The organism is Bradyrhizobium sp. NBAIM01 (assembly GCF_020194115.1).
Lineage (GTDB): Bacteria > Pseudomonadota > Alphaproteobacteria > Rhizobiales > Xanthobacteraceae > Bradyrhizobium > Bradyrhizobium yuanmingense.
In genome coordinates, this window is sequence record NZ_JADYVU010000001.1 from 93,055 (window position 1) to 104,533 (window position 11,479).

Here is an 11,479-nt window from a genome sequence, read left to right on the forward strand (position 1 = left end):
TCGAGCAGCAGAGTTGGTGGATGAATGGATTCCGGGTTCGTGCTTCGCACGCCCCGGAATGACGAAGCCGAGAGAGGGGAAACGCACATGCCGGTACCGCAACACGTCTTCGAGCCGCCGTTCAACATCATTCGCTCGAGCCACGTCGTGCTCGACGTCACCGATTTGAAGCTGAGCCGCGAGTTCTATGAGACCATTGTCGGCCTGCATGTCGAGGACGCCGACGACGAGGCCGTGTACCTGCGCGCCGCCGAGGAGCACCAGCATCACTCGCTGGTGCTGCGCAAGGCCGCGGTGCCGGCTTGCGCCCGGCTCGGCTTCAAGGTCGGTAACGACAAAGACCTCGACAAGGCCGCCGCTTTCCTGTCCGAGAACGGCCTCGCCTACGTCTTCGTCGATCAGCCGTTCCAGGGCCGCACGCTACAATTCACCGATCCTTTCGGCTTTAGAATCGAGCTCTATGCAGCGATGGAGCGGCGGCCGCATCTCCTGCGCCGCTACGACCTCTATCGAGGCTGCCATCCGCAGCGGCTCGACCATTTCAACGTCTTCGCGGCCGAAGTGCAGGACACGATGGAATTCTACGCCCGGCTCGGCTTTCGCCTCACCGAATATGCCGAGGAAGACGGGCCAAACGGGCGCATCGCCGCGGCCTGGATGCATCGCAAGGGCAATGTCCACGATTTCGCCATCACCAACGGCAAGGGCCCGCGCCTGCACCACTTCGCCTATTGGACGCCAACGGCGATGAACATCATCCATCTCTGCGACGTCATGGCTTCGCAGGGCTTCGTGAAGAGCATCGAACGCGGGCCCGGACGCCATGGCATCTCGAACGCGTTCTTCCTCTATGTGCGCGATCCCGACGGACACCGCCTCGAGCTCTACACCAGCGACTATTTTACGGGCGATCACGACCACGAGCCGCTGCGCTGGTCGCTGCGCGATCCGCGCCGTCAGACGCTGTGGGGCGCGCCGGCGCCGCGTTCCTGGTTCGAGCAGGGCTCGCCGTTCACGGGGCAGGCCGTGCGCGAGCCGAAATTCGTGGCCGATGTGCTGGTGGCGGATTGATGAAGCTGCCTCGTCTCGCCACCTATTCCGTCAAGGGTGAAACCAAGTACGGCGCCGTTCTGGAAGGCGGCATCGTCGATCTCTCCGCGCGCTATGCCCAGACCTATCCGACGCTGCGCGAGGTGATCGCGTCCGGAAAGCTCGTGAGCCTTGCAGAGGAAGCCGCTGGTCGCACGCCGGTTCACGCACTCAGCGAGATCACCTGGTTGCCGCCGGTACCCGCGCCGGAGAAGATCATCTGCATCGGCGTCAACTATCCGGACCGCAACGCCGAATACAGGGATGGCCAGGAGGCGCCGAAATATCCGAGCATGTTCATGCGCTCGCCCCGCTCCTTCGTCGGCCACGACACGCCGCTGGTGCGCCCGCGCGCCTCCGCGCAGCTCGACTATGAGGGCGAGATCGTGCTGGTGATCGGCAAGCCAGGCCGGCATATCCCCGAAAGCACCGCGCTCGATCACATCGCGGCGCTGACACTGTGCAACGAGGGCTCGGTGCGCGACTGGCTGCGCCACGCCAAGTTCAACGTGACGCAAGGCAAGAACTTCGATTCCAGCGGCAGCCTCGGCCCGTGGCTGGTGCCCTACACGCGGGAATCTCAGATCGCGGACATCAGGCTCACCACGCATGTCAACGGCGAGCTCAGACAGGATGATCGCACCAGCCGGCTGATGTTTCCGTTCCGCTATCTCCTGAACTATATCTCGACCTTCGCAACCCTCGTCCCCGGCGATATCATCGTCACGGGCACGCCGACCGGCGCGGGTGCACGGTTCGATCCGCCGCGATATCTAAAGCCCGGCGACGTCGTTGAGATCGAGGCCGAGGGGATCGGGCGCTTGCGCAACGGCGTGGTCGACGAAGCCTGAACAACAAGCGAAATGGAATAGCCAAATGACCAGCCTCACCGGCGGCGAAGCGATCGTAAGCGGCCTTGTCGCCCACGGCGTCGACACCGTGTTCGGCCTGCCCGGCGCGCAGGTCTACGGTCTGTTCGACGCCTTCCATCAGGCCCAGCTCAAGGTGATCGGGGCGCGGCACGAGCAGGCCTGCGGCTACATGGCATTCGGCTATGCGCGCTCCAGCGGCCGACCCGGCGTGTTCAGCGTGGTACCCGGCCCGGGCGTGCTCAATGCCAGCGCGGCGCTTCTCACCGCGTTCGGCTGCAACGAGCCGGTGTTGTGCGTCACCGGCCAGGTGCCGACACAGTTTCTCGGCAAAGGACGCGGCCATCTGCATGAGATGCCGGACCAGCTCGCAACCTTGCGCACCTATGTGAAATGGGCCGAGCGCATCGAATATCCCGGCAATGCGCCGACGGTCGTCGCGCGCGCGTTCCAGGAGATGATGTCGGGACGGCGCGGCCCCGCCTCGGTCGAGATGCCCTGGGACGTCTTCACGCAGCGCGCGGCAACAGTGCCTGCGCAGGTGCTGGAGCCGCTGCCGGCGCCGCAGCCCGATCCTGATATGATCAAGCAGGCCGCCGCGCTCATCAGGACCAGCAAGGCGCCGATGATCTTCGTCGGCAGCGGCGCGATCGAAGCGGGTGAGGAGATCCTCGAACTCGCCGAGATGATCGATGCGCCCGTGGTCGCCTTCCGTAGCGGCCGCGGCATCGTCTCCAATGCGCACGAGCTCGGGCTCACCATGGCCGCGGCCTACAGGCTGTGGCCGAACACCGATCTCATGATCGGCATCGGCACGCGGCTGGAGCTGCCGACCATGTCGCGCTGGCCGTATCGGCCCGCTGGCCTGAAGTGCATCCGCATCGACATCGATCCGGTCGAGATGCGGCGGTTCTCGTCCGACACTGCGATCGTCGCCGACGCCAGGGCCGCGACCCGCGATCTCGCTGCCGCCGTGGGCAAGGCCGGCTACAGCAAGACCTCCGGACGGCGCGGCACGATCCGCGAGGCCACCGCGGCCGCGCAAGCCGAGATCCAGCGGGTCCAGCCGCAGATGGCCTATCTCAACATCCTGCGCGAGGTACTGCCGGCGAACGCGATCGTCACCGACGAACTATCGCAGGTCGGCTTCGCCTCCTGGTACGGCTTTCCGGTGTACCAGCCGCGCACCTTCATCACCTCGGGCTACCAGGGCACGCTCGGCTCGGGTTTCCCGACCGCGCTCGGCGCCAAGGTCGCCAATCCCGACAAGCCGGTGGTGGCCATCACCGGGGACGGCGGCTTCATGTTCGGCGTGCAGGAGCTTGCCACCGCCGTGCAGTTCAACATCGGCGTGGTGACGCTGGTGTTCAACAACAACGCCTACGGCAATGTCCGCCGCGACCAACGCCAGCATTTCGATGGCCGCGTGGTGGCGTCCGACCTCGTCAATCCGGATTTCGTAAAGCTCGCGGAGTCCTTTGGCGTGACTGCTGCGCGCGTCACCGCGCCGGAGCAGTTCAAGGCGGCGATGGAGAAGGCGCTTGGCCACGGCGGGCCGGTGCTGATTTCCGTCGAGGTGCCCAGGGATTCCGAAGTCAGCCCGTGGGCCTTCATTCACCCGCCGAAGCCTTGAGGCCGGACCTTCCCTGCAGCCGCGCGGCTGCAATCACCAGCAGACCGGCGCCTGCGACCGACCAGCAGGCGACCGGCGCCCAGTGCAGCAGCGGCGCGTATTCCGGCATCTTCTGCAGGCCGCCGGCAACCGCCGCCATCCGCGCGAAGGTGCCGAGGGCAAGCGCGGAGAAGACGAGGCCCGTGACCTTGCCTTCCGCGCCGGTCGAGCCGATCGCGAGCGCAGCCGAGACCGCGCTCATCAGCATGCAGCCCCAGGCAGCTCCGGCGAGAAATTGCGCGGCGATCAGCGTGTTGAGGTTGCCGGCGAATTCGGCCGCCGCAATCGCCACCGCACCGACCAGGCCGGCGGCGCCCATCACGACGAGGCCGCCACGATGCTTGACGACGAGGCTTGCCGGAAACATCGCGATGTTGAAGCCGATCCAGAACACCGGCATCAGCCATTGCAGGTCGCCGGGAGCTGCAAAGCGCAGATAGAACGGCGCGCTGTTCATGGCAAAGTGCAGCTGATAGCCGAGGGCGAGCGCGATCATCGCGACGATGAAGGCGATCGGGACGAGACCGAGCGGCTTTGCCGCTTCGTCCGGTGTGGGCGGCACGGTGTCGCGCGCCACGTCATGCTCGATCCTGGACAGCCCGAGCGCGGTCAGGAGCAGCACCACGCTGGAGATCACGAACGGCAACCGCGCATCGTGCTCGCGCAGCACCACGCCGAGATAGGGCGAGACCGCGCCGGCGACACCGTAGCCGAGCATGGCGAGCGCTGCGAGGAACGGCACCTGCGGCTTGGCGCGGTATTTGCCGAGCAAGGTCAGCGGCGGTGCCCGCAGCGCGGAGGACGTGATCGACCAGATCACGATCAGCGCGATGAACCAGCCCTGCGCCGCCGCGCCGGCTCCGGCAACGAAGGGCAGCGCGACGAAGGCGCCGCAGGAGATCGCGGTCACGAGGGCGACGAACAGGCCGAGCCTGCCGACATGGGGCGCGAGCTTGTCGGCGGCGATTCCCATCGCGGTGTCCGCAATGGTGAAGATCGCCTGATCCAGCATCAGGATGAGGATCACGGCGGACGGCGCGATGCCGACCTCTGCGGCCAGCTTTGGCAGGTAGACAACGTAGGTCGTCCAGCCCAGCGTGAACACCAATTGCAGGCCTGCGAGATAAAGCCCCGTGCGGTTCGCCGTGCCCGTGCCGGTCGAGTTCTGTGTGGTGGTCATGTCGCCGCCTCCCCGCCCGAAGCTTAGACGAGCGAAGGCGGCGAGGAAACGCGTCAGCGCGTCCTGCGGAAGGTCAGATTGATCCGCTTCCGGCCGAGCAGCGGATGCTCGCCGTCGGCGAGCGGCGCGACGCCGTGATAGGCGAGCCTGCTGGCCCCGCCCCAGACCACCACGTCGCCATGGACGAGGCGGAAGCGGCGCGGCTTGTCATTGCGCGCGAGGCCGCCGAACAGGAAGGTCGCGGGCAGGCCGAGCGAGACCGAGACGATCGGCGCGGAATAGTCCAGCTCGTCCTTGTCCTGGTGCAGCGACAGCCGCGTGCCCGGCTCGTAGCGGTTGACGAGGCAGGCATCGGGGGCAAAGCCTTCAAAGCCGCCCTGCTCCGCGGCGCGGCGGGCGAGATCGGCCAACAGCGGCGGCATCGCCGGCCATGGCGCACCGGTGCGCGGATCGATCGGGTCGTAGCGATAGCCGGTGTGATCGGTGATCCAGCCGCGCTCGCCGCAATTGGTCATCGCCACCGACATTAGATGGCCGCCCGGCGTCGTCATCCGCCGGAACGGCGATTGCGCGACGACGGCGCGCACGGCGTCGATCAGCCCGCTCTCGATCGGCTTGACGAAGCCGCGCAGCAGCACGGCCCCATCGGCGATGTTTTCGCGCGACGGTTGGGCTTCTGCGACGCTATCGAACAAATCAGCCGTCAACGGCTCCGCTCATTTGGCATCGTGAAAAATCACACCCAGCGTGTGGCGCTGGCCGGACCTGATCCGGCTGACGCCGTGGCGGAGATTAACGCGGTAGGTGCCGCGTGTCCCCTGCACCGGACGATGATGCACAGCGAAGGCGACCGCATCGCCCTGTGCCAGCGGCACCACCTCGGCGCGGGACTGCATGCGCGGGCGCTGCTCGGTCAGCACGAACTCGCCACCGGTGAAGTCGCGTCCGGGCTCGGAGAGCAGGATCGCGACCTGGAGCGGGAACACGTGCTCGCCATAGAGGTCCTGGTGCAGGCAATTGTAATCACCGGCCTCATATTGCAGCAGCAGGGGCGTCGGCCGCGCCTGCCCGGCATCGTGGCAGCGCTTCAGGAACGCCGCGTGTGCGGCGGGATAGCGGATGTCGATCCCCATCGCCTCGTTCCAGCGATTGGCGACGGCTTGAAGATGCGCGTAGAGCGCCGGGCGCAGCTGCGCGATCAGATCGGGCAGCGGATAGGCGAAGTACTTGTACTCGCCGCGGCCGAAGCCGTGGCGGCCCATCACGATGCGGCTGCGGAAGTGCGCATCGTCCGGGTAGAGCGCGGCGATGGCGCGGCATTGGTCAGGCGTCAGCAGGTTCTTCAGGACGGCGCAGCCCTGGGTGTCGAGCTCGGCGGTGATCTGCGGCCAGTCGAGGGCGTCGACATGGTCGGCGAGGTTGGGAACGGAGTCTGGTGCGGAAACGCGTTTCGCGATGGCCATAGCAATCATCCCATTCACATCCGTCATTCCGGGGCGCGACGAAGTCGCGAGCCCGGAATCCATAACCACGATCGGGAGTATGGATTCCGGGCTCGCGCCCAAGTGGGCGCGCCCCGGAATGACGGGAGCGGGTGTCGCAGATCCCGGGCGCCACAACCACCCGATTTCCGATGATCGTCTCCCCGTCATCGCGAGGAGCCCTTGCGACGAAGCAATCCAGACTGGTTCCGCGGAGAGACCCTGGATTGCTTCGCTTCGCTCGCAATGACGCGGAGAGAATCAGCCCCGCACCGGTAGCGTCGTCACGTCGTAGCCGTGCCTGATCGTTCGCTTCAGCACGGGGTCTTCCAGCTCGAAGTCGAAGCGGTCGGCCGGGCGGATGCCGCCCTTGGCGGCGAACGTGCCGCCGAACATGGCGCAGCCGTCGGGGAACTTGCCGCCGCCAAAGCCGCGCGCGATGAGGTCCGTAACCGGCAGCATCGCATCCAGCGTGCCCTCCTGGTAGAGTACGCGCTCGCCCTTGATGGTGGCGTAGGAGCGCAGGATCATCTTGTCCCAATGGCCAATGACGTCCTCGAGCTCCCAGAGCGTCGAGGCGATCGGCTTGTCGCACATCTGCTTGGACACCGTGACGTTGTAGGCCTCGACCTTGCGGTCGGTGTGATCGGAGCCGCAGCCGACGAAGATGCGGCCCTGCCAGCCGATCAGCACGAATTCGACCTCGCCGGAGGAATCGCCACCGGTGCATTCGATGCTGTCCTCCTGGGTCAGCCGCCGCGCCGAGGCGCGGTAGTAGATCGGCGTCGAGGCCGGGCGGGCGATGCCCATCTCCTCCAGCTCGGCGATGTGCTTGTCGCGCGCGACCGTGTCGCGGCCGGTCCAGCCGGCGATGACCAGCTGGTCGATCGCCAGCGTCAGCGGCGTGGTGGTGTCCTGGGCATCGACGGTGAAAGTGAGATCAAACACGAATGACGGCCTCCATGCCGGCAGCAAGCTCGAAGATACGGCGGTCCGAGCCGCCTGCGCCCGCCAGCATCAGGCCGACGGGAACGTCGCCCTCGCGATGACAGGGCAGCGAGATGGCGCAACCGTCGATCAGGTTGATCAGGCTGCAATTGCGCAAGGCGCGGATGTTCTCGCGGGTGAACGCCTGATCGTCGGCGAGGTCGGCGATCTTCGGCGGTGTGTTGGGCGTGGTCGGCAGCACCAGGGCGTCATAGGGCGCGATGCGCGCATTGACGCGCGCGATCAGCGAGCGGCGTTCGTTGAGCAGGTCGATGTAGTCGGCCGCGCTCTGCGCCTCGCCGCGCATGATGCGCACCGCCACCCTGGGATCGTAGACGTCGCCCTTGGCCGTGATCAGATAGCGGTGCCAGGCATAGCTCTCGGACGCCGCGAAACCGCCCTTCGCGTTCATCGGACCGACGTCATGGAACTCCGCCATCTCGATACGCTCGACGATGGCGCCGTGATCGGACAGCGTCTTCAGCGCGCGCTCGAAGGTCTTGGCCACCTCTGCGTCGAGATCGTCGAGCGCGATCGTGGTGGGCACCGCGAGGCGCATGCCCTGGATCGGCCGCGGCCTCAAGGCGACGATCGGCTCGGCCGCGAGCACGGCATCGAGTATGGCACAGCAACTGACCGATCGTGCCAGCGGCCCGATGCTATCGAGCGAGAACGACAGCGGCACCGAGCCGTCGAGCGGCACGCGGCGCTGCGTCGGCTTGTAGCCGACGATGCCGTTGAAGGCGGCCGGAATTCGGCAGGAGCCGCCGGTGTCGGTGCCGAGCGCGCCATGCGCCATGCCGTCGAGCACGGACACCGCCGCGCCGGCGGACGAGCCACCGGGCACGTGGCCTTCCGAGCGGTTCCAGGCCCCCTTCGGCGTGCCATAATGCGGATTGATGCCGATGCCAGAATAGGCGAACTCGGTCATGTTGGTGCGGCCGATCACGACGAAGCCGGCCTTGCGCAGCCGCGCCACCGTCGCGGCATCGTGCTCGGCAGGGGCTGAGTCATCCAGCGCGCGCGAGCCGGCGCGCGTCACCTGGCCCTTGATGTCGAACAGATCCTTGATCGAGACCGGGATGCCCGCATAGCGCGACGGCGCCGCCTTGGCCTTGCGCAAGCCATCCATCGCATCGGCCGCCGCGAGCGCGGCGTCCTTGTCGACATGGATGAAGGCGCGCTGGCCCTCGCCCGCGGGGTCGGCGATCCTGGCGAGGCAGGCCTCGACCAATTTGCGGGAGGTGGTGCGGCCGCTTTCGAGGTCTTCGGCGAGCTGCGCCAGTGTCGGAAAATCGGGCATGTCTGTCTCACGGAATATTTCGCGCGCAATCTATAGCGCTGGCTCAGCTCGACACAAGCATTGTGCGCATGATGGCATGCATGCGCATTGCTGGACCGTTGACGCGCCATGGTCGATTGTCGCATCAAGTTCGAAACTGGCGGGCGCGAGGCCTGCTTTTGGGAGGAGCCGCCCACATGGCCGAACCGCAGCGCGCGCGACCGAAACCGACGCCGGAGACCCAGCACTTTTGGGACGGCACCAAGGCCGGCGAATTGCGCCTGCAGCGCTGCGATGCCTGTGCCCATGTCTACTTCCCGCCGCGCCCGTTCTGCCCCTCCTGCGCCTCGCGCAAGGTCAGCATCTTCAAGGCCAGCGGCAAGGGCTTTCTCTACAGCTACGTGATCAACCATCGTCCGGCCGCGCCGGGCTTCACGCCGCCTTACGCCATCGCGGTGGTCGAGCTCGACGAGGGCCCGCGGATGATGAGCAACATCATCGACTGCCCGCAGACACCCGAGGCGCTCGAACTCGACATGAAGCTCGAGGTCGCGTTCCAGGAGCTCGACGACAAGATCACCCTCCCCGTCTTCCGCCCGGCGAAGGGGTAAGGTCATGCGCAAGAACCAGGTTGCCGTCGTCGGCGCGGCCGAGACCACTGAGCTCGGTGTCATTCCCAACGCCTCGCAGCTCCAGCTGCACGCGGATGCCGCGCTCAACGCCATTGCCGACGCCGGGCTGAAGCTGTCCGACATCGACGGCTTTGCCACCGCGGTCGAAACGCCGCAGCAGGTCTGCCACTATCTCGGCATCAAGCCGACCTGGGTGGACGGCACCTCGGTCGGCGGCTGCTCCTTCATGCTGCATGTCCGCCACGCCGCGGCGGCGATCGAGGCGGGTCTGTGCAAGACGGTGCTGATCACCCACGCCGAGAGCGGCAAGTCGATGATCGGCAAACTGCCGCGCTCAACGCCGGCCGACAGCCTCAACGGCCAGTTCGAGGCGCCTTTCGGCGTCTACGGCCCGCCAAGCATGTTCCCGATTCCCGTGCTGCGCTTCATGAAGACCTACGGCATCACCCACGAGCAGCTTGCCTCAGTGGCGGTGGTGCAGCGGGAATGGGCGGCGAAGAATCCGCGCGCGATGATGAAGGAGCCGATCACGGTCAACGATGTCCTCAACTCGCGCATGATCGCCTATCCGTTCCGGCTTCTGCAGTGCTGCCTCGTCACCGACGGCGGCGGCGCGCTGATCCTGACCTCGGCCGACCGCGCCAGGGATTTTCCGCGCAAGCCGGTCTACATCATGGGCACCGGCGAGAGCGTCGAGACGCCGATGGTCAGCCAGATGGAGACGTTCAACTCCTCGCGTGCGTTCAAAACCGCCGGGCCGCTGGCGTTCAAGGAAGCCGGCATCGCGCACGGGGATGTCGACCATCTCATGATCTACGACGCCTTCGCGCATCTGCCGTTGTTCGGACTCGGCGACCTCGGCTTCATGCCTTACGAGGAAACCGGCCAGTTCATCGCCGACGGCAACACGCGTCCCGGCGGGAAACTGCCGCTCAACACCAATGGCGGCGGCCTGTCCTACATGCATTCGGGCATGTACGGCATGTACGCGCTGCAGGAGAGTGTGCGTCAGATGCGCGGGATCGCGCCGGCGCAGGTGCCGAACGCAAAGATTTCGGTGTGCCACGGCGTCGGCGGCATGTTCGCGGCGAGTGGCACGATCGTGTTTACGAACGAGAGGTAATGCGCCGCTCGCCTCTCCCTCTCCCCGTTCTTACGGGGAGAGGGTTGGGGTGAGGGGCCTCTCTCCACGGATGAGATGGCCGCGAGACCTGTACCCCCTCACCCGGATCGCATCTTCGATGCGATCCGACCTCTCCCCGCAAGCGGGGCGAGGTAAGAAACGCCGGAACGCATAGCGGAGAACCCACATGAGCAAATCACTGCAAGACAAGGTCATCATCGTCACCGGCGCAGGCCGTGGCATCGGGCGCGAGATTGCGCTTCTGTGCGCCGCCGAGGGTGCCAAGGTCGTCGTCAACGATCCCGGCGGAGCCGCCGACGGCGCGGGCGCGAACGCGGCGCCCGCCGAGGAGGTGGTCGAGGAGATCAAGAAGCGCGGCGGCACGGCGGTCGCCAATTTCGAGAGCGTCGCGGAAGCGATCCCCGCCAGCAAGATCGTGAAGACCGCGACCGATCATTTCGGCCGGCTCGACGGCGTCGTCAACAATGCCGGCATCCTGCGCGACATGATCTTCCACAAGATGAGCGTGGAAGCGTTCGAAGCCGTCATCAAGGTACATCTGATGGGCTCGTTCTACGTCAGCCACGCCGCAGCGCGCATCTTCCGCGAGCAGGAGTCGGGCTCGTTCGTGCACTTCACCTCGACCTCCGGCCTGATCGGCAACTTCGGCCAAGCCAACTACGCCGCGGCCAAGCTCGGCATCGTCGGGCTGTCGAAGTCGATCGCGCTCGACATGGGCCGCTTCAACGTCCGCTCCAACTGCGTCTCGCCGTTCGCCTGGACCCGCATGATCGGCACCATTCCGACCGAGACCGACGCCGAGAAGGCGCGTGTCGAGAAGATCAAGCAGATGGGCCCGGAGAAGATCGCCCCGCTCTGCGGCTATCTGCTCGGCGATTCCGCCAAGGACGTCACCGGCCAGATCTTTGGCGTGCGCATGAACGAGATCTTCCTGTTCAGCCAGAACCGTCCGATCCGCTCGGTGCAGCGGAGCGAAGGCTGGACTCCGCAGTCGATCGCGGAACACGGCATGCCGGCGCTGAAGGGCTCGTTCTACAAGCTCGATCGTTCGGCCGACATCTTCACCTGGGATCCGGTGTGAGATTGCGCGAATAGGGAGTGGCGAATGGCGAATAGGGTTTCTATTCGCTACTCGCCATTCGC

General features: G+C 66.2%; 11 protein-coding genes. 6 read left to right on the top strand and 5 right to left on the bottom strand.

The window, feature by feature from the left end; translation table 11 throughout:
- Positions 1 to 87: 87 nt before the first annotated feature.
- Genes hpaD through I6F31_RS00390 form a run of 3 tightly spaced genes read left to right on the top strand, consistent with a single transcriptional unit; the run spans position 88 to position 3,591 of the window.
- The gene (hpaD, locus tag I6F31_RS00380) at positions 88 to 1,071 is read left to right on the top strand and encodes a 3,4-dihydroxyphenylacetate 2,3-dioxygenase (RefSeq protein ID WP_225184517.1); all 984 of its coding nucleotides are present in this window, start codon (positions 88 to 90) and stop codon (positions 1,069 to 1,071) included.
- Positions 1,071 to 1,940, top strand: a complete 870-nt coding sequence (locus I6F31_RS00385; protein ID WP_225184518.1) for a fumarylacetoacetate hydrolase family protein — start codon at positions 1,071 to 1,073, stop codon at positions 1,938 to 1,940. The genes hpaD and I6F31_RS00385 overlap by 1 nt, the downstream gene beginning before the upstream one ends.
- Positions 1,941 to 1,965: 25 nt before the next feature.
- The gene (locus I6F31_RS00390; protein ID WP_225184519.1) at positions 1,966 to 3,591 is read left to right on the top strand and encodes a thiamine pyrophosphate-dependent enzyme; all 1,626 of its coding nucleotides are present in this window, start codon (positions 1,966 to 1,968) and stop codon (positions 3,589 to 3,591) included.
- Here I6F31_RS00390 and I6F31_RS00395 read toward each other — a convergent pair.
- The 5 genes from I6F31_RS00395 to I6F31_RS00415 form a co-directional block, all read right to left on the bottom strand.
- A complete protein-coding gene (locus I6F31_RS00395) occupies positions 3,569 to 4,810 on the bottom strand; it encodes an MFS transporter (RefSeq protein WP_225184520.1) in 1,242 nt (413 codons plus the stop codon). The genes I6F31_RS00390 and I6F31_RS00395 overlap by 23 nt on opposite strands.
- 53 nt (positions 4,811 to 4,863) lie before the next feature.
- Entirely contained in the window at positions 4,864 to 5,517 is a 654-nt protein-coding gene (gene alkB / locus I6F31_RS00400) for a DNA oxidative demethylase AlkB (protein WP_225184521.1), read from the bottom strand.
- 9 nt (positions 5,518 to 5,526) lie between these two features.
- The gene (locus I6F31_RS00405; protein WP_036023029.1) at positions 5,527 to 6,273 is read right to left on the bottom strand and encodes a 2OG-Fe(II) oxygenase; all 747 of its coding nucleotides are present in this window, start codon (positions 6,271 to 6,273) and stop codon (positions 5,527 to 5,529) included.
- A gap of 279 nt (positions 6,274 to 6,552) precedes the next feature.
- Entirely contained in the window at positions 6,553 to 7,239 is a 687-nt protein-coding gene (locus tag I6F31_RS00410) for a DUF2848 domain-containing protein (RefSeq protein ID WP_225149906.1), read from the bottom strand.
- A complete protein-coding gene (locus I6F31_RS00415) occupies positions 7,232 to 8,581 on the bottom strand; it encodes an amidase (protein WP_225184522.1) in 1,350 nt (449 codons plus the stop codon). The genes I6F31_RS00410 and I6F31_RS00415 overlap by 8 nt, the downstream gene beginning before the upstream one ends.
- Before the next feature lie 176 nt (positions 8,582 to 8,757).
- Here I6F31_RS00415 and I6F31_RS00420 point away from each other — a divergent pair, with 176 nt between their 5' ends.
- The 3 genes from I6F31_RS00420 to I6F31_RS00430 all read left to right on the top strand — a co-directional run bounded on the left by I6F31_RS00420 (position 8,758) and on the right by I6F31_RS00430 (position 11,417).
- The gene (locus I6F31_RS00420; protein WP_027558650.1) at positions 8,758 to 9,171 is read left to right on the top strand and encodes a Zn-ribbon domain-containing OB-fold protein; all 414 of its coding nucleotides are present in this window, start codon (positions 8,758 to 8,760) and stop codon (positions 9,169 to 9,171) included.
- 4 nt (positions 9,172 to 9,175) lie between these two features.
- Positions 9,176 to 10,315 (top strand): thiolase, encoded by a 1,140-nt coding sequence (locus I6F31_RS00425; protein ID WP_225145124.1) that lies wholly within the window; start codon positions 9,176 to 9,178, stop codon positions 10,313 to 10,315.
- A 187-nt stretch (positions 10,316 to 10,502) separates the two neighbouring features.
- Entirely contained in the window at positions 10,503 to 11,417 is a 915-nt protein-coding gene (locus I6F31_RS00430; RefSeq protein ID WP_109144458.1) for an SDR family NAD(P)-dependent oxidoreductase, read from the top strand.
- Positions 11,418 to 11,479: the final 62 nt, after the last annotated feature.

Excerpts from the sequence above, each read along its gene's own strand:
- I6F31_RS00385 (WP_225184518.1), top strand. The coding sequence starts at position 1,071 with ATGAAGCTGCCTCGTCTCGCCACCTATTCCGTCAAGGGTGAAACCAAG.
- hpaD (WP_225184517.1), top strand. The coding sequence starts at position 88 with ATGCCGGTACCGCAACACGTCTTCGAGCCGCCGTTCAACATCATTCGC.
- I6F31_RS00425 (WP_225145124.1), top strand. The coding sequence starts at position 9,176 with ATGCGCAAGAACCAGGTTGCCGTCGTCGGCGCGGCCGAGACCACTGAG.
- I6F31_RS00395 (WP_225184520.1), bottom strand. The coding sequence starts at position 4,810 with ATGACCACCACACAGAACTCGACCGGCACGGGCACGGCGAACCGCACG.
- I6F31_RS00405 (WP_036023029.1), bottom strand. The coding sequence starts at position 6,273 with ATGGCCATCGCGAAACGCGTTTCCGCACCAGACTCCGTTCCCAACCTC.
- I6F31_RS00430 (WP_109144458.1), top strand. The coding sequence starts at position 10,503 with ATGAGCAAATCACTGCAAGACAAGGTCATCATCGTCACCGGCGCAGGC.
- I6F31_RS00415 (WP_225184522.1), bottom strand. The coding sequence starts at position 8,581 with ATGCCCGATTTTCCGACACTGGCGCAGCTCGCCGAAGACCTCGAAAGC.
- I6F31_RS00420 (WP_027558650.1), top strand. The coding sequence starts at position 8,758 with ATGGCCGAACCGCAGCGCGCGCGACCGAAACCGACGCCGGAGACCCAG.
- I6F31_RS00390 (WP_225184519.1), top strand. The coding sequence starts at position 1,966 with ATGACCAGCCTCACCGGCGGCGAAGCGATCGTAAGCGGCCTTGTCGCC.